This is a genomic window from Paenibacillus rhizovicinus, assembly GCF_010365285.1.
GTDB classification, from domain to species: domain Bacteria; phylum Bacillota; class Bacilli; order Paenibacillales; family Paenibacillaceae; genus Paenibacillus_Z; species Paenibacillus_Z rhizovicinus.
In genome coordinates this window covers 306,195-327,632 of the sequence record NZ_CP048286.1, presented here as the reverse complement: position 1 = coordinate 327,632, position 21,438 = coordinate 306,195, and the positions used below count along the sequence as shown (strand labels likewise).

22 protein-coding genes are annotated in these 21,438 nt (G+C 53.8%); 19 read left to right on the top strand and 3 right to left on the bottom strand.

Going from position 1 to position 21,438, the window contains the following annotated elements; all coding sequences use genetic code 11:
- Positions 1-81: 81 nt before the first annotated feature.
- The 7 genes from GZH47_RS01435 to GZH47_RS01405 all read left to right on the top strand — a co-directional run bounded on the left by GZH47_RS01435 (position 82) and on the right by GZH47_RS01405 (position 6,816).
- Positions 82-435, top strand: a complete 354-nt coding sequence (locus GZH47_RS01435; protein ID WP_162638197.1) for a helix-turn-helix transcriptional regulator — start codon at positions 82-84, stop codon at positions 433-435.
- Between the two features lie 336 nt (positions 436-771).
- Complete coding sequence (locus GZH47_RS01430) at positions 772-1,278, top strand: hypothetical protein (RefSeq protein ID WP_162638196.1); 507 nt, start codon at positions 772-774, stop codon at positions 1,276-1,278.
- A 113-nt stretch (positions 1,279-1,391) separates the two neighbouring features.
- Positions 1,392-2,126, top strand: coding sequence for a response regulator transcription factor (locus GZH47_RS01425; protein WP_162638195.1), 735 nt, complete (start codon positions 1,392-1,394; stop codon positions 2,124-2,126).
- Positions 2,127-2,151: 25 nt separating this feature from the next.
- A complete protein-coding gene (locus tag GZH47_RS01420) occupies positions 2,152-3,261 on the top strand; it encodes a sensor histidine kinase (protein ID WP_162638194.1) in 1,110 nt (369 codons plus the stop codon).
- Between the two features lie 325 nt (positions 3,262-3,586).
- Positions 3,587-4,522 carry an ABC transporter ATP-binding protein gene (locus tag GZH47_RS01415; RefSeq protein ID WP_162638193.1) on the top strand — a complete coding sequence of 312 codons (936 nt, stop codon included), beginning with the start codon at positions 3,587-3,589 and terminating at the stop codon, positions 4,520-4,522.
- A gap of 24 nt (positions 4,523-4,546) precedes the next feature.
- Positions 4,547-5,662 carry an ABC transporter permease gene (locus GZH47_RS01410; RefSeq protein ID WP_162638192.1) on the top strand — a complete coding sequence of 372 codons (1,116 nt, stop codon included), beginning with the start codon at positions 4,547-4,549 and terminating at the stop codon, positions 5,660-5,662.
- A gap of 2 nt (positions 5,663-5,664) precedes the next feature.
- The gene (locus GZH47_RS01405; RefSeq protein WP_162638191.1) at positions 5,665-6,816 is read left to right on the top strand and encodes an ABC transporter permease; all 1,152 of its coding nucleotides are present in this window, start codon (positions 5,665-5,667) and stop codon (positions 6,814-6,816) included.
- Positions 6,817-6,912: 96 nt separating this feature from the next.
- On the opposite strand, the gene GZH47_RS01400 is transcribed toward GZH47_RS01405, so the two are convergent.
- Entirely contained in the window at positions 6,913-7,824 is a 912-nt protein-coding gene (locus GZH47_RS01400; RefSeq protein WP_162638190.1) for a LysR family transcriptional regulator, read from the bottom strand.
- A 212-nt stretch (positions 7,825-8,036) separates the two neighbouring features.
- Between GZH47_RS01400 and GZH47_RS01395 the strand changes: the two genes are divergently transcribed.
- From GZH47_RS01395 to GZH47_RS01355, 9 genes are all read left to right on the top strand, one after another.
- The gene (locus GZH47_RS01395) at positions 8,037-8,501 is read left to right on the top strand and encodes a DinB family protein (RefSeq protein ID WP_162638189.1); all 465 of its coding nucleotides are present in this window, start codon (positions 8,037-8,039) and stop codon (positions 8,499-8,501) included.
- A 232-nt stretch (positions 8,502-8,733) separates the two neighbouring features.
- Positions 8,734-9,309, top strand: a complete 576-nt coding sequence (locus GZH47_RS01390) for a TetR/AcrR family transcriptional regulator (RefSeq protein WP_162638188.1) — start codon at positions 8,734-8,736, stop codon at positions 9,307-9,309.
- 19 nt (positions 9,310-9,328) lie between these two features.
- On the top strand, positions 9,329-9,760 hold the full coding sequence (locus GZH47_RS01385) for a hypothetical protein (protein WP_192043573.1): 432 nt from the start codon (positions 9,329-9,331) through the stop codon (positions 9,758-9,760).
- A 201-nt stretch (positions 9,761-9,961) separates the two neighbouring features.
- On the top strand, positions 9,962-10,654 hold the full coding sequence (locus GZH47_RS01380; RefSeq protein WP_162638187.1) for a DUF7002 family protein: 693 nt from the start codon (positions 9,962-9,964) through the stop codon (positions 10,652-10,654).
- Positions 10,655-10,787: 133 nt separating this feature from the next.
- Positions 10,788-11,771, top strand: coding sequence for an SLAC1 anion channel family protein (locus GZH47_RS01375; protein WP_162638186.1), 984 nt, complete (start codon positions 10,788-10,790; stop codon positions 11,769-11,771).
- Positions 11,772-11,804: 33 nt separating this feature from the next.
- Positions 11,805-12,734 carry a hypothetical protein gene (locus GZH47_RS01370; RefSeq protein ID WP_162638185.1) on the top strand — a complete coding sequence of 310 codons (930 nt, stop codon included), beginning with the start codon at positions 11,805-11,807 and terminating at the stop codon, positions 12,732-12,734.
- 130 nt (positions 12,735-12,864) lie between these two features.
- Complete coding sequence (locus tag GZH47_RS01365) at positions 12,865-14,382, top strand: spore germination protein (RefSeq protein WP_162638184.1); 1,518 nt, start codon at positions 12,865-12,867, stop codon at positions 14,380-14,382.
- A 28-nt stretch (positions 14,383-14,410) separates the two neighbouring features.
- Positions 14,411-15,622, top strand: a complete 1,212-nt coding sequence (locus GZH47_RS01360) for a Ger(x)C family spore germination protein (RefSeq protein WP_162638183.1) — start codon at positions 14,411-14,413, stop codon at positions 15,620-15,622.
- A complete protein-coding gene (locus GZH47_RS01355) occupies positions 15,619-15,849 on the top strand; it encodes a hypothetical protein (RefSeq protein WP_162638182.1) in 231 nt (76 codons plus the stop codon). The genes GZH47_RS01360 and GZH47_RS01355 overlap by 4 nt, the downstream gene beginning before the upstream one ends.
- Here GZH47_RS01355 and GZH47_RS01350 read toward each other — a convergent pair.
- Positions 15,838-16,944 carry a GerAB/ArcD/ProY family transporter gene (locus tag GZH47_RS01350; RefSeq protein WP_162638181.1) on the bottom strand — a complete coding sequence of 369 codons (1,107 nt, stop codon included), beginning with the start codon at positions 16,942-16,944 and terminating at the stop codon, positions 15,838-15,840. The two genes, GZH47_RS01355 and GZH47_RS01350, sit on opposite strands and share 12 nt — an antisense overlap.
- 193 nt (positions 16,945-17,137) lie before the next feature.
- Here GZH47_RS01350 and GZH47_RS01345 point away from each other — a divergent pair, with 193 nt between their 5' ends.
- Genes GZH47_RS01345 through GZH47_RS01335 form a run of 3 tightly spaced genes read left to right on the top strand, consistent with a single transcriptional unit; the run spans position 17,138 to position 20,663 of the window.
- A complete protein-coding gene (locus tag GZH47_RS01345) occupies positions 17,138-18,460 on the top strand; it encodes a spore germination protein (protein WP_162638180.1) in 1,323 nt (440 codons plus the stop codon).
- 5 nt (positions 18,461-18,465) lie between these two features.
- Positions 18,466-19,563: a GerAB/ArcD/ProY family transporter gene (locus tag GZH47_RS01340; protein WP_162638179.1), complete on the top strand. Its 1,098-nt coding sequence runs from the start codon at positions 18,466-18,468 to the stop codon at positions 19,561-19,563.
- Positions 19,560-20,663, top strand: coding sequence for a Ger(x)C family spore germination protein (locus GZH47_RS01335; RefSeq protein WP_162638178.1), 1,104 nt, complete (start codon positions 19,560-19,562; stop codon positions 20,661-20,663). The genes GZH47_RS01340 and GZH47_RS01335 overlap by 4 nt, the downstream gene beginning before the upstream one ends.
- Positions 20,664-20,668: 5 nt before the next feature.
- Here GZH47_RS01335 and GZH47_RS01330 read toward each other — a convergent pair whose 3' ends face one another.
- A complete protein-coding gene (locus tag GZH47_RS01330) occupies positions 20,669-21,373 on the bottom strand; it encodes a protein-glutamine gamma-glutamyltransferase (RefSeq protein WP_162638177.1) in 705 nt (234 codons plus the stop codon).
- Positions 21,374-21,438 lie beyond the last annotated feature (65 nt).

Below are 21,438 nucleotides of genomic sequence, written 5' to 3'. Positions count from 1 at the left end.
GCGAGAATCACTGGTAAAAGTAGGAACATTCGTTCTAAATGAGAGGTTTCAGATTGAGCTAATCGATAGGAGGGCAAAGGGATGGGATTTCTAATCGCGCAGCGAGCATACCTCAAGCTGTACATGATCACGCTCGTAGAGAAGCACCGCGGGTACGGGTATCAAATGCTCGAGGAGTTGAAGAGAGATTTCAAGGAGCTAGGATACGAGCCGCCTCAATCGGAAATCTATCGATCGCTGCACGATCTTGTGGAAGATGGTATCCTGTACCGCGCGCGTCACCGTAAAGACGATGCCGAGTACCAGGAAGTCATCATGTACTATTTCACTGATCATGGCATGGAGAAAGCTTCATTATATCGGAAGCAAGTCATAGAAGACCTGGAACGATCCCAAGCCCTAATTCACAAAGCGATTAAAGATAATTCCATCTAGGCGTGACCGCGGCACCGCTTCCATGCCGGCAGCAAACACATTTATCCAACAGCCATGCCATATAACCTTTATATACGAGTTTGGATATAAGGGAGGCAGAAGTTTATGGCAAAGCGAAAACCGGCGCTCAAAAAAACAAGGCGAGGAAAGCCCGCTGTCATTCCTCTTGTTCATATTTCAGATCATACGAATGAAAGCAGTCCCGCCACCGCTGCGGGTCCTGGAGAAGGGGCCTCCGGTTCTTATAGTAACAGTGCAATCGCAATGCTCCCGCCGGGATTTCCTGTCCCGACATCCAAGCATGAACAGGCCCTCGGAGTCAAGATAGCGAGGGCGATGTTGTCCGGCCCCCGGAACATTACGAACGATGCAACCGTTGCGGAAATGGATGAAGACGGCAATCTGGTCATCCTGCGGAGAGGAACCAACAATTGGGTCTGTTTCCCCGGTGACGAGAATCAGATCGGCAATCCGCCCATGTGCGCGGATCCGATGGGCTTGCAATGGATCATGGATTATTACGTCAAGAAGCCGGAGCCTACGAATAGGGCTCCGGGCATCATCTATTTGCTTTGCGGTGCCGCGCAGCACAGTAACACCGATCCTTTCGACAGAACGAGCCCCGCAATCCCGATCGGTCCTCACTGGATGATCGCATGGCCTTTCCATGCCAAGCAAAGCGGACTGCCGAATACGGTTAGAGACGCAGGTGCCTGGGTGATGTTCGACGGTACGCCATACGCCTATCTGCACATCTGCGGCACGCCTTGGACGGGCAATGTCTACAACGATGGTCTGGATCCCGTCTGGACGATGGCCTATGGCCCGCGAGCAGAGTGTTGATCATAAGAAATCCGCTCCCGGATCGTACCGGGGCGGATTTCTTGCATGTCCACAACCTTCCAGCCGCAGGCCGAATAGGGTAAACTTAAGAGCAGTAAAGGGGTGATGCCGGCATGAAAATCAAAGTGTTGATCGCGGACGACAACTCGTTCATCCGCGAAGGCATGCGGATTATATTGACTACGTTCGAAGAGTTCGAGGTGCTGGAAGCCGTGGAGGACGGGCAGCAGGCCGTCGATTATTGCCAGGCGCACGACGTCGATGTCGCGCTCCTGGATGTGCGGATGCCGAATATGAACGGGGTGGAGGCGACGCGACTCATCGCGGAGCGCACGAAGACGAAACCGCTCATCCTGACGACCTTCGACGACGATGCGTACATTCTGGAGGCGATCCGGTGCGGAGCGAAGGGCTATCTGCTCAAGAACAACGATCCTGAACGGATCCGCGATGCGATCAAGAGCGTCTACCACGGCAATAACGTGCTGCAGGATATCATTCTCGATAAGCTGAAGAGTTCGATCGGCGCGCAGCCGGCGAATGCGGATGTAACGATAACGAAGCCGGCGCATCCGGCTCAAGGCGCGGACGTATCGGGAGCGGCACCAACGGCAGCGCCGATGCCAACGCCGACGCCGAAGAGCCCCATCGATCTCAGTCCGTTCACGGAACGGGAGACCGAGGTCATGGCGCTGATCGCGAAGGGATACTCCAACAAGGAAATTTCCCGCGAATTGTTTATCTCCGAAGGTACGACGGCCAACTATATCACGTCGATTTTGAACAAAACGGCACTGGAGCACCGCACGCAAATCGCCATCTACTACTTGACTGGCCGAACCCGCTAGCGCACCCGAAGGAGGCTCGTCCGCCGTGGAATTGTGGACTCTCGGCAACAAGACGATCGTATGGCTCTACGTCATCGCATTGACGTATTTTGCGCATCCGGCAGCCAAGCGTCTGTTGGTCTTGTATTTTCTGCTCTATTTCGCTTTCAATTTGCTCATTCTTATCGCCAAGCCCGCGCGGGCGAAGCAAGGGCTGATCGCGCTGGTCATCGGCTATCTGATCCTCTGCGGGTCGTTCGTTAAGCCGGAGTTTCTGCTTTTGCTTCCTTTTGCCTGCTTTGAATTCGCCTCCTACCACATTCGCGACCGGCGCGCCGTATTCGTTCTCGTCCTTGCGCCGATGCTGTTTCTGCCGACGTCGCTGCTCGTTCACTACGGCTTCATCGCCATATTCGTCTATTTCAACTTCGTCATCGTGATGCGCTTCATGGAGAGGGTTCATCTGCAAGAGGACGAGCTGGAGCGCGCGCGCCGGCGCTTGCAGCTGCTCGGCAGGCAGTTGAACGATAACGCGGAGTATGCGCGGGCAAGCGAATATCTCGTGAAGCTGGAGGAACGCAACCGGGTGGCGCAGGAGATCCACGACGGCATCGGACATGCCATCACGGGCGGTCTGATCCAAATGGAGGCGGCGCGGTTGACGCTTCACAGGGACGCGGATGCGGCCGAAGCACTGCTAAGAAATGCAATTGCCATCTCGAAGGACGGAATCGAGCAAATTAGGCGGACGCTGAAGGACATGAAGCCGCCCGTCGAGCAGCTCGGTCTGGGCAGGCTGCGGACGGCGGTCGAGACGTTCGGCAGCCAATCGGATCTGCTGACGACGATCGTCCATGAGGGCGATATCGAGGCGATCACGCCGATCCAATGGAAGATCATTCACGAGAACGTGATGGAGGCGCTCACGAACGCGGCCAAATACGCCTGCGCATCGGCCGTTCACGTGGAAATCCGGGTACTGAACCGGTTCATCAAGGCGGTCGTCGAAGATAACGGCCAAGGCGCGGGCATGATCGTCAAGGGCATGGGGCTGATCGGCATGGAAGAGCGAACGGCCGCGCTGAACGGGACGGTGACGGCGGACGGCGAGCGCGGCTTCGTCGTGACGACGCTGCTTCCGCGCAGCGGAGAGTAGGAGTAGGAGTAGGAGTAGGAGTAGGAGTAGGAGTAGGAGTAGGAGTAGGAGTAGGAGTAGGAGTAGGAGTAGGAGTAGGAGTAGGAGTAGGAGTAGGAGTAGGAGTAGGAGTAGGAGTGGGAGAATGCATGGCTGCTGTCCGGCGCATGAACTATCTCATGCGAGGAGAGGCGAGCGCGGAACCATATATGTGAATCAGATGATTCAGCGCACTTACGAATATGAGATTTCCCATGGGGAAGGGATGAACTTATGCACTGACATAAGAGCATCCCTTTTTCCTATAATGAGACTATCTTAAGAACGGGAAAGCGAGTGTGCGGATATGAACGTGCTGGAAATACGGGGCTTGACGAAGAAGTTCGGCGATTTCGTCGCGGTGGACAATATATCGCTTAAAGTCAGGGAGGGTGAAATATTCGGATTCTTGGGCGCGAACGGGGCCGGGAAGAGCACCACGATCAACATGATATGTTCCCTGCTTCAGCCGACGGACGGCGATATCCGAATCATGGAGCATGACATCAAGCTGCAGAGCCGCTTCGCCAAACAAAGCCTCGGCATCGTGCCGCAGGACTTGGCGATCTACGAGGATTTGTCCGCTTACGAGAACGTCAGCTTCTTCGCCGGCCTATATGGACTGCGAGGCGCGCTGCTGAAGCAGCGGACCCAAGAGGCGCTCGAGTTCGTCGGCCTAGGCGACAAGGCGAAGAGCTTCCCCAAGAACTTCTCCGGCGGGATGAAACGCCGGCTCAACATCGCCTGCGCCATCGCGCATAAGCCGAAGCTGATCATTATGGATGAGCCGACCGTCGGCATCGATCCGCAGTCGCGCAACTATATCTTGTCCTCCGTGCGGGAGCTGAACGAGTCGGGCTGCACGATCATTTACACGAGCCATTACATGGAAGAGGTCGAAGAAATCTGTTCGCGCATCGCGATCGTGGATCATGGCAAAATCATCGCGGAAGGCACCAAGGAACAGCTCACCGCGAGCATTACGGATACGAAGGATATCGTAATCGAGCTGAAGAACGCGGTCGGCAGCGAGAGCGACATGTTAACGGGGCTCGCCGGCGTACGCAAAGTCAGCCAAGAGGAAAACGTCATCCGCATCCACAGCGACGCCTCGGTCGACAATTTAAACCGGATTTTGAAGCAGCTTATGGCCGCAGAGTTGGAAATTCGCACGGTCGAGGAACGGGAACCGAATTTGGAGACGGTGTTCTTGACGCTGACGGGCCGTAATTTAAGAGATTAAGCACGCAGGAAAGGAGGGGTACGCATGATAGCTTGGTTGATAACGGTCAAAGAAGTGAAGCAGCATTTTCGCGATTACCGAACGCTCTTCTTCCTGCTCGCATTTCCGATCGTACTTATGCTCATTCTGGGGATTACGCTGACCAACGCGTTCGCGACCGAGGTGAAATTGGATGGCATTAATGTGCTGGTGAGCGATACGAGCACCGGCGAGCTGTCGCAATCGTTCGCGGCGTTCGAAGGGCAATTAAGCCAATCGGGTATCGCATTCGAGAAGCAGAAGCCGGGCGTCGACGGCCGCGAAGAGATCGGCAGCGATCATTACACCGCCTATGTCCAAGTAAGTGATTCGGGCATGTCGCTGTACAGCAGCAGCAGCACGACGGTGGAGAGCATCATCGTTCAAGGCATGCTGAGCGCGTTCACGGACAAATACAACGCCGCGGCGGCCGTGTCGCAAGAGGCCGGTTCGGACGCGGCGCAATCCGTCTTCGCAGGCGGCGGAGGCGATTACGGGAAAGACGAATCCGTCGTCGCGGACCGCAAGCCCGGCTCCATGGACTATTACGCGATATCGATGACGGTCATGGTCGGTTTGTGGGGCGCCATGTCCGCTGGCGGATTAATCAGATCCGAAGTCGTTCGCGGGACGGGAGTCAGACTGTTCGCGGCGCCGATCCGGCGAAGCGATATCTTCATCGGCAAAGTAATGGGCAACGTCGTGGCCAACACGCTTTGCATTCTGATCATCTTGTTCTTCAGCAAATGGGTGTTCAAGGCGTATTGGGGCGCTCATCTGACATCGGTTATCGCCGTCCTCATTTGCGAAGTTATCATGGCGACCGCCTTCGGAATCGCATCGAATTCATGGATCAAGAACGGCGGGGGCCGCGGATTGGTCATGCTCATCGTGCAGCTGTCCTCGTTCATCGGCGGCGCGTACTTCCCCGTTGCCAATTCCGGCGTTATGGGAACGGTCGCTTGGCTGTCTCCGCTTCGATGGGCCAATCACGCGCTGACGTCGATTATTTATAACGACGACGCGGCGGCCGCTTGGCCGGCGATGGGATTTTTTCTAGGCGCGGCATTGCTGCTGCTTGTATCAACGGTAGATTTCCGTCGAAATAGGGAGGTCGTGTAGCCATGTGGCAGGAATTATGGTTTCTCGTCGTATCGACGCTGCGGCGTACGTTCCGCAACCGCTCCAATCTCGTCATTAATTTCGGATTGCCGATCGTCGGCATCCTATTGGCGACCGTGATCTACGGCTCATCCGGTCAGCCGGATCTTCGAATCGGCGTCGTGAACGGCGACGGCAGCGCCAAGATCGCGGCGGACACCGTGCAATTCATGGGGAAAATGAATCATATGAAGCTGATGGACGTCACGGAAGGCGAGCTCAAGAAGCAGCTGGCAGAGGGATCGCTCGACGGCGGGCTTGTGCTGTCGGAAGGCTACTCCGACAGCGTGATGGCGGGACAACCGGATCATATCGCGCTGCGAACCGTCAAAGGCGCTGCAGGGACGGCCTACTTCCAAGCGATGCTGAACAGCTACGTCGACAACGTCAGCGCGATGGCGCGGCTGTCCGCGGGGGATTCCGCGAAATTCGAACGTCTGTACGACCATTACAGCGCGTCGAATTACAAGCTGACGATATCGACGGTCAACGACTCGTCGAGCACGAAGCAGATGTCGTCGCAGTCAATCGGTTTCCTGCTTATGTTCATGCTGACTTCGTCCGGGAGCTTGTCGGAGCTGATCTTGAAAAACCGGGAAAACCGGACCTACTTCCGGATTCTCTCTTCTCCGATTTCGGCTAAGGTGTACGTCCTCTCGAACATTATCGTCAATCTCATCGTCATGATGGCGCAGATCGTCGTTGCATTATTCTTCATGCGTGCCGTCTTCCATCTGAGCGCCGGCGTTTCGTTCGGCTCGCTGGGTTTGCTGCTTGCGGTATACGCGCTTGTCTCGGTCAGCCTCTCGCTGGCTGTCGTATCGTTCGCGAAGAGCTCGGGGGCGGCGAGCGCCATGCAAAATCTGATCGTGACGCCAAGCTGCCTGATCGCGGGCTGTTTCTTCCCGATCTCGGTCATGCCGGAGACGATGCAGCGCATCGCGGATTTCCTGCCGCAGCGCTGGGTGCTGCAAGCGATCGAGAAGCTGCAATCCGGCAGCGGTTTACGGGATATCGGCTTGAACTTCTCGATCTTACTCGTTTTCGCGGCCGTCTTCTTCTTGATTGCCGTGTACAAATTCGGACGCAGCGACGATACGCGCAATTTCGTGTAAACGGAAGCAGAAGCAGGTTGAGACCAATATTGATAACGTCATAAGCAAATAGGGGGAGGACAGAAATGTCCTCCCCCTATTTGGTTGTTCCTTTGATTACCCTAACGATCGGGCGGAAAGCTTCTTGACGCGTTGGATGAAAGATTGCAATTCGTCTATAAATCTTGTGGCAGCTTGCCCCATATATTTGTCCTTGCGATACAGGATGCAAATATCCTGGCTCGGTGTAGGATTGATCAGCGTAACCGCAGCGATGTGATCGCGATTCAAGTAATCAAGCAGCAGCCGAGGAAGAATTGCCGCTCCAATTCCTTGTTCGACGAGGGAGAGAAGCGTTGATAACGTCGAGGTTTCAATCGAATTGCTGACTGCAATTCCTTTATCTTGACAGCAGGATTGGATGACCTTCGCAATCTGATGCTCCGGACCGAACGTGACCAGCTTAAGCTGCTGTAATTGTTCGAAGGGGATCGCCTTCGACTTTGCAACCGGGTGATCCGATCGAATAGCCAAAGCAAACTCCTCATGGAACAAAGGAATGATTACGATGCGATCATCCGGTTTGGCGGGTACGGTCGTAACTCCGAGGTCCCTGGTGCCGTTGACCACCTGTTCATACACATCCGTGGATTCCGTGACGCCGATCGATAGCTTGGGATAGGCCCGATGGAAGTCGACAAGCAGCGCATCAAACAGCAAATCCCCATCGCCCGGGAGAATCCCGATGTCCAGTTTACCGCCTTCGATCGATTTGAGATCTGCAATCGCCCCGCGAATATAATCGGTCCGTTCAAAGATGAGCCGGCTTTGCTCCAACAATATCCGTCCCGCTTCCGTTAATGCAATCTTCTTGCCGATGCGATCGAATAGAGGAAGGCCCAGCTCGTTCTCCAAAAACTTGATCTGCTGGCTAAGATTCGACTGCGTCGTGCATAGATTCTCGGCAGCCCTGGAGAAATGCATCTCTTTGCATACGGCTGCAAAATATTCCAGCTGTCTAAGCTCCATTCGCGGCATAGCCTCCTCTCCGAATTGAAATGACCTCCGTTTCATTATATCGGCAGCATGCAGCGGATTCCAATTTCCCCCTGAAGGCTGATCATTAGCGAAAGCGATTATTACCATCGGAATTACGTGATTGTTGGGTGAGGCAGACGGGAGCTACACTTGGATTACGGAAAGAGTAACCTATTCATCCCATTTAGGAGGCGTTATTAATTATGACACAAGCGATCATTCACACAGGCAAAGTACTGCGTCAAGTCGTGATCGGGCAGCTTCAAGGGATTACGGAAGAACAGTTCGACATTCAACCAAGCGGATTCAATAATACAATCCGATGGAATGCCGGTCACATCGTTTATTGGATGGATAAGTATGCCACCCTTTGTTTCGGATCCCCGTCGGTCATTCCGGTTAAGTATGAAACGTTGTTTAACTCCGGAACAAAGCCAGCGGATTGGACAATGGCTCCTCCGTCGAAGGAAGAGCTGATCCAAATGCTAGTCGAGCAGCTTTCCGATCTATCCGAACGGACACCCGAAATGCTGAACGAGAAGCTGCAACCGACTTATGAATTCGGACCCTTCCGATTCAACAATGCCGGCGAGTTGTTTAACTTCGCGCTGATCCATGAAGCCATACACCTTGGTGTCATTTCGAGCCAGCTTAAAACTATGCCATAAGGAGATCGGTTCGCTATGAAACCGGATCAAGTGAGAGTGTGTGATAACGTAATAACGCAGTTGTAGGATGACTACAACATATATGCTTTAGAAGCCGCGTGGTTGCGGCTTTTTTTTATTGTTCAGCAGAGGCTCATTATTTATTTTTTTGTAAGCGAATTAGAGTCAGCCCTTTAATCTTGACAAAAAACTGACCATTTGGACTAATATATAATCAGGAGGTCAAATTTATATGAAGAAGTCGTTTACGCGCACCCAAAAAGCCCGACGTGAAGACATCGTTAGTGCGGCGATCGCCGTCATCAATCGTGAAGGTTACGCGGCTGCATCAGTCGATAAAATCGCCCAGGAAGCAGAGACGAGCAAGAGCACCGTTCTGTATCATTTTAAGACAAAGGAAGCGATTTATGACGAGGTGGTCGTCACGCTTTATCAGACAGGCGCTGCCATTATGACCGAACGAATCATGGCAGTCGAGACTTGTCGCGATAAACTCTGCGCCTATTTGTCCTCGAACCTGAGCTTCATCGCCGAACATGCCGCTCATGTCAACGCTGTACACCGGATCATAGAGAATGGAGCACTCAAGAGCGACGTTCCCGATGCGGTCACGCCGCTGGCAACGCTGCTATCATCTGGCCAGAAAGCGGGCGATTTCGGATCCTTCGATCCATTAGTGACAGCGCTCGCCATTCGTGCCGTGGTCGATGGAGCATCCTTCTACTTCGCCAATCATCCTGATTTGGACTTCGAGCACTACATCAACGAGACCATACAGCTTTTCGACAAAGCTACGGCGCTTTCATAGCGCGGAAAGGAATGTTATATTGGACAAAAACGTGACTGCCAACTCTACGAACTCGCAGAAAGTGTCATCGGCTTTCCGTCTCGTCAGATGGCTGATTGGCGCCTATCTGGTGATAAGTTGGTCTACCGTCGTGGCGATTATCATCTTATCGAACGTCGCTCCAAACCAAGTTAACCCGGAGGCCTGGGTACGCGGTATTATTGTTGCGCTTACTTCCGTTCTGACGTTCGTCTTCGCCAAACGGGCGTCCACGGGAAAACCGCGAGCTTTGCTGCGATTGCGCATCGTTGTGATCGTATTGCTCATCGCGTTCACCGCCGTGCTTTTCTCCCTGCAATTGCCGATTTGGATGAAAGTCGAACAAGTTATTTGCAGTGTAGTGCTCCTGTTGGCTGCCATTTACATCTTTCGACCTGTCATCAAGAGCTACAGAGAGGAAGGGCCGGTCTGAGTCCACGTGACAATGAGGACGAAATCGATCATGAACTTTCACAAAATCACATTGACCGTTCCATTTACAAGGAACGGTTTTTCAATATTATTGGCACTTCGTTTTTATAGCCTTGTATGATTATCGTGACTGTCGGAGATGATAAACGCTCGAATGACGAGCACCTAAAATTATCGATCGTGGAGAGGCTGGAATCCGAGCATGGATAACGCAATCGCTATCGTAACTAAAATAACGAACAGTCAGAAACGGAAGTCGCTTTTTCATTTTACAAGGGTCCGCAATTTGCCCTCGATCGCGCATGTCGATGCGCTGTACTCGAGCATCGAGGCCGATCCGGCATTCGCGAATGAAGGTCGGGCCACCCGTAAAGAAATTCAGCTTCATGGCAGGAGTTTCGTGGCGAATGCCCATCTGAGAATCGCCGCGCAAGCGATGGATCCGAATACGACCGCGCAGCAATTTTTTCAGTATCTGGACCGGCATGTGTTTCTCTGGCCGACGAGAAGGAGCTGCTTGAAGATGCTTGAGATGTATGCCAGAAGGGAACCCGGGGAAGCTTTTGCCGTGCTTCAACTGGATGCGCGATCGCTGCTGCTTGACTTCTACGACCGCATTAAGCTGTCCAAGTACGATTCCGGAAGCTCGCCTCGATTCCCGGGGCGCACGACATATAAAAAAAGCTTGGCTATGTTCTTGCCGCTGGAGCGATTCGAGACAGTGCAACAATTTCAGGTGCCTTCTAAACCTTCGGAAATCCTTGAAGTCCTCGTAGAGAACAAAGTAACGCACCTGTCCCGCTACTTGCAAGCGGTCTATTGTGAGCAAGTCGCGGACATTCCTGGAGACTGGCGGGAATTTGGCCTTCCGCTGCAGCAATTCATGGAACAGTAATGGATGCGAATCTCTTATAAATGATAGTCCCTGTCTATCGTTTTCATTGAAACGGCGATATTGATCTATCATTTTGAATTCCTTAGAATAAGGCATCGGGACATTTCCGAACTGAATGAAGGAGGGCGATTCCATGCAAACCATGGCTGCCGTACAGAAGCAACGCAGCATCGGATCTATTCAATTCTTACCCGTCAATCTATTCGCGGCGGTAATGGGCATTTCGGGTTTGTCCCTCGCCTGGAGACAAGCAAGCAAGGCGTTCGGCATTTCGACCGCGATCGCGGATAGCTGCGGAATGATAGCCGTTCTTATCTTTATCGTATTAGGCGTCGGTTATTTAACCAAATGGTTCCTATATCCGCAACGGGTCAAGGCTGAATTCAACCATCCCATCACGGGTAATTTCTTCGGCACGATTCCGATTGCCATTCTCTTGCTCTCCACGGTAATCGGGATGTACAGCGAGCGTTCGGGGCAAGCGCTTTGGGTAACCGGAACGACATTGGCGTTAATCCTCTGCGTTGTTTTTGTTTCGCGCTTGTTGAACGGCAATCTCGAACCGGTTCACAAAGTTCCAGCAACGCTGGTGCCCGTGGTAGGCACCCTTGATATCCCGGTTGCGGGTGGGACGATGCCGTTTCCTTGGGCGCATGAAATCAATTTGATGTCCCTGGCTATCGGAGGCATCGTGGCTTTGGTATACATCACCTTGATCTTCTCCAGACTGGCACATCACGCTCCTATGCCGCCAGGGCTAACGCCATCCCTGATTATCATGATCGCGCCGTTCGAGGTCGGGTTTCTTGGCTATACGAATTTCGAGCAGCGTATCGATCCGTTCGCATCACTGTTGTATTACTTCGGGTTGTTCTTATTCATCGTCTTGTTCTTCAAAGTCTTCCGCAAGTCGATTCCGTTCAGCGCATCTTGGTGGGGGATCAGCTTCCCGATCGCGGCCCTCACCAATGCGGCCTTGAAATACGGAATGTACGTGGATTCCTGGCCGCTAATCGCCGTTTCGGTCCTTCTTCTGGCATTGCTGAGCATCGTCATCGTCGTGCTGTTCGTTCGCACCGTGAGCATGCTGGTTAACGGGAGCTTGCTTAAAGGATAACGCGAGAAAATACGACTACAAAGGAGAATTTCTATGATGGACCGGAATTTCCTAACGTCCTATCGTTTGGCGGCAGCGTGCCTATTGACTTTGGTTATGCTCGTTAGCTCGGTCGTGTCCGGCCAAAGGGATATCCTCTTCCCCGAAATTGCCGGCATGGCGATGGGGGTCATGGTGTTCTCCGTGCCGCATTGGGTCAGGAGACCCGTTCACCTGTGGCTTTCGCCGAGTTTAGCCGCGTTCCTGGGGACGTCGTTAAACGAGCTCAGCCTCTCGCCGCTGCTGAAGCTGTGGATCGGCTTCGTCGTTATCGTCCTGCTCATGCACGTGTTCCGGGTCAACTTCGGCCCGACCATACCCGCTGGATTGCTGCCCCTCTTCCTGGGCTTGCATGATTATGTATTTGCGATTTCGACAACGGCGTTCACGTGCGTGATTATGTTGGCGGCGTTTATGGCAAGGAAGCGGCAAAAGCTGCCAAACGGTCCGCTGAATCACCGTAACCTGACGGATACGGCTATCATTAGCGTTATTCTATGCCTGTGGATCGGATTCGCCTTCATGACAGGGATTGAGGTCATCGTGGTCCCGCCGGTGTTCGCCCTTATTTTCGAAGTGTTTCATGCCGAGAAATTCCCTTGGCGGCCGATCCCGGCACGCGTAGCCGTGTTAACGGCGGCGGCTGCGGTCGCAGTCGTCATGCACCACTTGCTGCCAGATTCGATCGTAGCGGTGGGCATCGTGAACGTGTTGATTACGTTCCTGCTCTGTAAATGGTTTAAAACGCCGGTTCCCGTTGCATTCGGCGTCTCCTTGATGCCGCTCATCTATCCGGCTTGGGGAACAGGGTGGTTCCCGCTTGGCGTCCTGACGACGACAGGAATATTGATGTGCATCGCCGCGGCTTACCGGCAATATAGAATCAGACATGCCGTGCGAGTCGAAACATCGAACGCAGCTTGAAAACGCGATAGGAAGGACCCTGCGAAGCCGTGTTAATCACGGCTTTTTTTGCATGCCCGCGAAGCTCCTCCGGAATAAAGTTCAAGCGTCATGGGAAAAATTACGTATCCAGGATGAACGGGGGAATGGGATGAGACGGTTGCGAAAATGGGGACGCATGCTGCCAAGGCAATTAAGCCTGCCCGAGGAGCAGCCGACCGCCGCGGACGAAACGGCGATGGTCTCGCCGGAGCTGGAGGCCAACGAACGTTATCTGCGGGACGTATTCCAAGACTGCTCGGATCTCGTATATCGCAGCGTCCGTCTGAAGGCGGGCTCGGAGCTGCTCGTCGTCTTCGTTTCCAGCCTTGTGAACGAGCAGATCATCGACGATCACGTTCTGAAGCCGATGCTATCCCTTGCGACGGATGTACCGGCCACGGTCGATGATTGCGCGGATGCGCTTCTCACGGCAGGAACGATCGAACGGACGCCGAGCATGACAACGCTGATCCGTAAGCTGCTGGACGGGTATGCGATCGTATTGGTGCCCGCCGGACATAACGCCATCACGGTCAAAGCCAGCGGCATCAAACAGCGAAGCTTGGAGGAGCCGTCTTCCGAGCCGGTCATACGTGGACCGCGGGACGGGTTCATCGAGAATATCGCCGTGAATATGGGTCTGCTTCGCAACAGGCTCAAGACGTCCCGGCTCAAAACCGAATCGTTCATGCTGGGCGAGCTGACGCAAACCCAGGTCATCGTCGTTTATCTCTCGGGCATCGTATCTCCGGCCTTGTTGGAAGAAGTCAAAACGAGAGTGAAGGGCATCCGCGTCGACGGCATTATCGATTCAGGTTATGTGGAAGAGTTCATCGAAGACCTCCCGTATTCGCCCTTTCCGCAAGTGCACAGCACGGAACGGCCCGATGCGGTCGCCGCGGAATTGCTCGAAGGGAGGATCGCGATCCTCGTCGATAACACGCCCTTCGTATTGGTGCTTCCGATGACGCTGTGGACGGGCCTTCAAGCGAGCGAAGATTACTATATTCGCTGGCCGATCGCCACCTTCGTCCGCTGGATCCGATTCCTGTTCATCTTCATCGCGATCTTCGCTCCGCCGCTGTATGTTGCCGTAACGACCTTCCATCAGGAAATGATCCCGACGAACCTCGTGCTCAGCATTGCTTCGTCCCGCGAAGCCGTGCCGTTCCCGGCGTTAATCGAAGCGCTGCTCATGGAAATCATCTTCGAGGCATTGCGGGAGGCAGGCATCAGGCTGCCGAAGCAAATCGGCCAAGCCGTCAGCATCGTCGGCGCGCTCGTTATCGGGCAAGCGGCCGTACAGGCGGGTATCATATCGGCGCCGGTCGTCATTATCGTCTCCATTACGGGGATCGCCGCGTTCACGATTCCGAGGTACAGTTTCGCGAACGGCGTTCGCTTATTGCGCTTCCCGATGCTCTTCCTGGCCGGCACGCTCGGCCTGTACGGAATCGTGCTCGGCTTCCTTGGCATTCTCTTGCATCTAGCGTCGCTTCGTTCGTTCGGCATTCCTTATTTCACGCCTGTCTCCTTCGGCAGCTTGAAGGATATCCTGATCCGATCGCCGATATGGGCAAGAACGACAAGATCGCTTCCGTACGAACGATCCGGCAAGGATCAATGAAGCGCTCGAACAAGAAGGGATCCGCCTCATGAAACCACCTATGAAACCACCTATGAAACCACCTATGAAACCATTGCTTTGCCTCTGCATGCTCGGAAGCCTGCTGATCTTGAGCGGCTGCTGGGACCGCACGGAAATCAACGATTTGGCATTTATTACGGGCTCTGCCTTTGATCGGACCAAGGACGGCAAGTATCTATTGTCGGTGCAGATCGCCATTCCCCAAGGCGGACAATCAACAGGAGGAAGCGGCGGCCCGCCTGGCAAATTCTTCGTCCTGTCGGCGACGGGAGTGAATGCGAGCGAAGCATTCGAGTTGATTCAGAAGCAGAGCTCCCGGCGGTTATTCACCGCGCACCGAAGCGTTATCTTCATCGGCGAATCGCTGGGACGGCATGGCATCAACGACGTGCTCGACGTCTTCGCCCACGATCCGCGGCAGCGGCTCAAAACCTATATGTTGGTCGTGAAAGGGGAAACGGGGATGAGAATGCTGGAGACGAAATACCCGTTCGAGCAGGTGCCAGTCGAAGCGGTCAAGGAACTGGAACGGCAGCGAACCGAAATGGCCGTCACGCTCCGGGATTATTTCATTGCCGCCTCCAGCCAAGGGATTAGTCCCGTATTAGGCGCTATCGAATCGGAGCGAGCTTCGAGCGACGGGAAAGACGGGGCCGGCAATCTGTTCAAGCTTGCCGGCACGGCGATTTTCAATGGCCCCCGCATCGTCGGGTTCTTGGACGCTAATGAAACCAGCGGATTCTTATGGGCGACCGACCATATGAAGAACAGTCGGATATTCGCCAATTTGTCCGGCGGCAAGGGTAACGTCGGCATACAGATGCACAGGGCGAAGCGGCGCATCTTCACGCATATGAGAGGGGATAAGGTACAAGTGAATATTCAATTGGAAGGGGTGGCCAGCCTCGTCGAAAATAACACGAAGCTTGACGTCAGCAGGCCCGACAATCTTGCGATTGTCCGGAAGGCGCTAGAGGATGCGATCGAGGAACGGGTCAGGCATGTCGTGAACAAGCTCCAGAAGCAGTATAAGACGGACAGCCTCGGGATCGGGCAGGAGATTTATCGGGGTCATCCGAACCAGTGGAAGCGGCTGAAGAACGATTGGCAAGCGAAATACCCCGAAGCGAATGTATCGGTCTCGGTCAAGCTGTCGCTCCTCGGCGCCGGAATGGCAGGACCTCCGCTGCAATTGTATGACAAGGAGATCGTCAAATGATCGCGCAAATTGGAGCCTATGTACTGATATTCGCCGGTTGGACGATCTTCAAGGTGCGTTCCTTCGCTAGGGAAGGGAACTATAGAACGGCAGTCGTATACGGAGGCTTAATGGGTTTTGCCATCGTAATAGGAGCGCTGCAGCTCGCGAAGGTCGAGCTGCAGAGCTTCACACTGCCGTTCAAACTGCTGTTCGAGCCGATCGGCCATCGGTTATTAGGTTCGTGACGGCGTGAATCGCCTTCGAACCGTATCGATGACAAGCAGAAGGATAGGAATGAACGTTTGGTTCAAGAGTGCCAGGAGCGGAAACGTGAAAACCAAGTAATCCAACAGTTCCGAACCGTTCTTGAAGATCCATATCGAACCGACTACGGTGAGCAGGATGACGGGGACCATCAGGTCGCGATGATTCTGGATGCCGAACACCTGTCCAACGGTGAGACACAGAATGAACAAGGCGATGGAGACCTTCACGAAATACCCCATGACCCAAATCGAGACCGCGATCGCTTCCAGGCGTTCAAACGACCCCTCGACACCGACGTATTGAATGACGCTCAAGAAGGAATACGTCAATTTGCCGGTCAGCGGGCCGAGGACCATGATGGACAGCATCACGATGAAGAAAACCGTGCCCGTAATACCCGCCAGGGCGAATAGCGAAGCTTTGCGGTCTTCTTTCTGGTGATTCAAATAAGGAAGCAGCCAGCCAAGAATGTACAATTGATTCATGTAGGCGCTTGCCGGCATGTAAGCCCCTTTTAAGACAGGCTTCAAACCGTCTCCCAATACGGGCTGGAGAAATGCGGGATTGGCGTCCTTGATGGTCAGCATGAAGATCGGAAGGATGGCGACAATGAGCAGCGGCGTAAGAAACTGATTGCATCGTCCGATTACTTCGATGCCTGCAGTCGCGGTCATGGCGCATAGGACGAGCAGGGTCGTGCAGCCGACGATGGACGGGCTGTTCGGCAGCAGCAAGGTGCTGATGAACGCCGTATGCTGGAACGTGATCGTCGAGATCGAGACGTACCAATAGTAGATGAAGTTCAGCCCCAGAAGCGTGCCGAACCATTTGCCCAGAATCTTCGATCCGTATTCAACGATCGTCAATCCCGGATAACGGCGAGACAATGTCGTCATCACCCAAACGGTCAGCAGACCGAGCAGTGCCGCCGGCAGCACGGACAGCCATGCATCGTGTTTGGCGTACATCACCATTTCGCCGGGAACGGTCAAGTTGATCGTGGAGACGACGAACGTGAACAAGATCAAGCCGAGCTGGGTTCCCGATATTTTCTCGATAGGCGGTATCTTCATGAATGCTCCTTGCTTGCGAAATATTTCCAAGTATGGACAGAAGTATGTGCGGAACGAAAGCCGTTTATACGCAAGGCGGCGCTAGGACAAGACTTCGCCGGCTGCGACTGGCCGAGGAATGGGCATGAATTGGATACGATTCCCTGAGCTTGGAAATACTAGGCCAAACGACCGACGAGGGATGTCTGGCCTTATGAAACGATTCGATCTGCAAGGCGCTGTATCCGGCTTGGCGCATTCCGGCGATCTCGTAAGCAGGGAGCTGCGCGTCGAACAGGAATCCGCGCAGCTGATGTACTTATCGTCGCTGTGCGACAAGAACGGCATACAAACGACGATCATGCAGGCTTTCGCCGCTTCAGGCGACTTATCGGAATTCGAAGCGAAATTATCGCTGCTGCCCGGCTTTGAACGGCTCACTGCCAAGCCGCAGGCGTCCGACAAGCTGCTGCGCGGGTGTGCGCTTATCGTGTTTCGCGATTCAATCTGTGCGGTGGAAATGAAGAAGCCGTCCCTATCCAAGCCTATGGAAACCTGTCAGGAAAGCATCCTTCAAGGACCGCAGAACTCCTTCTCGGAAGATATCGATACCAACGTGCAAATTATGCGAACCCGTTACCCTTCGAAGGATCTGCGCGTGGAGTACTCGGAAATAGGCACGGAGAGCCGTACGCAGCTCGCTATTGTGTTCGATGCGTCCAAAGTGGATCCGGCTCTCTTGCTTGAACTGGATAAACGCTTAACGGAAATCGATGCAGCGGTCATTCAAGCCTCGAATCAGCTGCAGATGCTGCTTTCGAACCGATACGAATTCTTCCCGACCTTATTCGTGACGGACAGGCCGGACCGAAGCGTGCTCAGTCTGAGCAAAGGGAAAGTCGTCTTGCTGCTGAACGGCACGCCATTCTCGATCATTCTTCCGGCGGTCTTCTACGATTTCATCACGTCCATGGACGATGTCTATCAATACCCATGGATTACCAGGCCGCTGCAAGTGCTGCGGTATTTGTCGGTATTCATAACAACGACGCTCCCGGCATTGTACGTCGCCGCCGTTTCGTACAATCCGGAGTTCTTCCGCGCTCAGCTCGCGCTCGAGATCGCCGGCAGCCGCGCGGCCGTGCCTTATGCGTCCTTCTATGAAGTCTTCTTCATGCTGTTCTTGACCGAAGCGCTCACCGAAGCCAGCATTCGGCTGCCCAAACACATCGGGTCGACCGCTACGACCGTAGGCGGACTGATATTGGGCGAAGCTGCGCAGGAAGCAGGACTGGTGAGCAGCATCATGATTATTATCGCTTCCTCCGTCGCCATCTCGAATTTCGTCATTCCGATCAATACGATGAGCTATGCGATGCGGGTGATCAAATTCCCGCTGATCATCTGCGCCATGTACTTCGGCTTGGTGGGCGTAGTGACGGGAATATTCGGGTTTATTGTTTATGCAGCGAGCTTGCGGAGCTTTGGGCGGCCGTACTTGAAGCTGTTTGCGGGGGAAGCCAAAAAAAGCAGGTGATCGGGTTGTCTCGTTACTATTTCTACGTCATGTGCATGTCCATGATGATCCATACGATCCTGTTCATTCCGCGCGTGAACGTGGATGAACGCTATGACGGAGCGGTCATGTCGCTCTTCGTCGGTCCTCTGATCGGCAGTATACTGATGATTATTTTCACCCGGGCTATGATGAAGTTCGACGGGAAAGGGCTGCCGGAAATTGCCGCCTACTTCTTGCCGCAGGCATTCCGGATCCCGCTCATGCTGCTCTTCGGCTTGGCTTCGCTGACCGCAGGCGGCTTGATATGGATTCATTGCGCGTTCATCATGGAGAAATATTTGAACCCGGACATGGCTCTGCCCGTGCTGCTGACGCTATTCGTGATCATGACATGCCTGAGCGCCGTGCAATCGTCGAAAACGGTGTTATTCGGCACGGAAATCATCTTCGTGCTCGCCGTCCCGCTGCTTGTCCTCGTATTAATTCATGGCGTCTTCAGCCAGAACATGAATTACGACTCGGTCCAAGCGATGCTCGATTACGCTTGGATCGCTCCTTCCTGGAATAGCATCTCGGCATCTTCGTACACGTTTGCCGGCTATATGGGACTCGCCATCTTCAATCGCGAGTTTAAAAACATGAAGGGCGTCAAGTACTTATGGTTCCTCCCGATGATCGGGTTCGGTCTAGTGACTGCCTCGTTCTTCATACCGATCGGTTACCTGGGAACGGACGGGATCGACGATTACATATACACGTGGATATCGACGATCGACGCCATCCGCATGAAATACGTGTTCATCGAACGGGTGATTACGATCTATTTGCTCATTCTTCTCGTCATGACGTACGTATTCACGATGATTACCTGGCATGTGGGATCGCAGGCGATCAGCAGTTGTTTCCAGGCATACAATCCGAAGCTTGTCTCGTGGCGCTCCAAACTGCCGAGCCTCGTCATCTGCGTCCTGCTTGCCATCGCGACGGTGATCGCCGGGTCGCGCTTCAATGAGATGCAGCTGTTCAAAGTATCGGGGTATTGGATGCGAATCCATTTGCCGTTCGATATGCTGGTCGTGTTGATCGTATTCATATGGAGCAAACGAGGGATGAAGACGTGAAACGGTCATGGATCTGGAAAGGAATGCTGATCTGTTCGCTGATCTGGCTGCCTGGATGCGGGTTCAAAGATATAGACCGGCGATTCTTCGTGATGGCGATCGGCATCGATAAATCCGAACATGCGGCTAAACCGTATCGTGTGTCGCTGAAGCTGGCTATTCCGTTCTCGAAAATCCAACCCGGCCAAACGAACGACTTTCAGCTCATCAGCGATGATGCGGGCTCGATAGCGGAAGCCGTTCGCCATATGAAATCCAAGGTAGACAAAGAACTCGATTTCTCGCAAGCCAAAATCATCGTCATCGGCAAGCCGATGAGCGCGGAGATCCTGCGGAAGGGGACGCTGGATTGGTTTTTGCGCCGCAGGGATATTCAAGGATCTGCGTTCATGGCACTCGGAGATCCGACAGCCGAGGACATCCTCAACGTGAAAACCAGCTCCGAACGCTTTCCCGGCGACAGCCTCTTCCTCAGCTTCGATCAAGACGGCACGGAATCTTCGTATATCCTCACCGAATATTTATACGATTTTCACCGCAGGGCAACCGAGAAGGGGATCGATCCCTATCTGCCGGTCATTCGGCCGAGAGACAATGGTTTTCTGATCGATCGCGTCGCCGTCTTCGACAAGAAGGAGCTGAAAGCCGTACTGAGTCCGGGCGAATCCCGGGTGTTCAATGAATTAACGAAGCATTTTCAGAAGTTTGATCTCGAGACGAAGAACGATGCTGTCCAATTCGCGATCAATGTTCACAAAGCAACGTATCGTTACCGTATCGATGCGTCCAAGCCAGCCATGCCGAAGCTGACGATGAACATTCGTATGATCGGCCAATCCGAAGAGTCAACCGAATCGCTGTATAAGAAACCATGGTCGTATTATGAGCGGCTCGCCGAGCAACAAGCGCAAGCGCGCTATACGAAATTGCTAGAAAAGATGCAGTCGCTGGAAGTCGATCCCGTAGGATTCGGACTGTACTATCGCGCGACGCGCAACCGGCGCGACCAAGATTGGACGTCGTGGCAAGCGATTTATCCGAATCTATCGTTCCAGACGAATGTCAAGATCGTCATCAAGAGTTCCGGCGGGGTCAAGTAATGCGTCTAATGCCGGATATACGTCCGTGCACCGATGCTCGCGCGCACCGCGTTCGGGTTTGGCCGTCCGGCATTCGTGCAGTCCGGGCGCATGTCGGCCGGGGCGTGTTGAGACAAAGCGTCGAAGGCGGGATAGATAAACTGGTCCATCAGGAAGGCGGGTTCCGTTGCTCCCGTTACGCGGTGCTTGTTCAGTGACGTTATGATGCCTTCTGCGCTTCTGATGCCGATTCCGTGTCCGAAATAGAGATCGTCGCTTAGTTTAATGACGTTCTCGCCTTGCCACTCCATTTTCTCCGGATTGACTTCCGGGTTCTTGAAGTACAACACGTCCCCGGGCTGCGCGGAAGCGCCGGGAGCTTCTTCCGTCGTTAGTCCAAGGTCGCTGTCATACTCCCACGAGTACAGGTACAGGTTCGGAAACAGCTGGTTGAAACGGTCCGCTCCAAGCGAATCCAGAACGCCTTTGTACAAAATGATGATGACGGCCGTCGCGCACTCGAAGCCGTACTTCTTCCCGTTCGAGAAAATGTCCCCGATGCCGTCTGCCGGCGTCGCGCTATCCCTCAACTGAAAACCTCCTTTATTCGTCAGTATCCAGTAGTCTAGATTGCAAAACGACTTCCGAAACGTCGCGAATTTCACTCCGTTACTGTTCAAGTCCTTGGCTGCCGCAATAATATTCGACCGAAGCGTCGCTTCGAAATGCATATCGGTTTCGCCCTCCTCGCAATATCTCATGCCTATGCCCATTGTATGAGCAAAAGATAATGCCT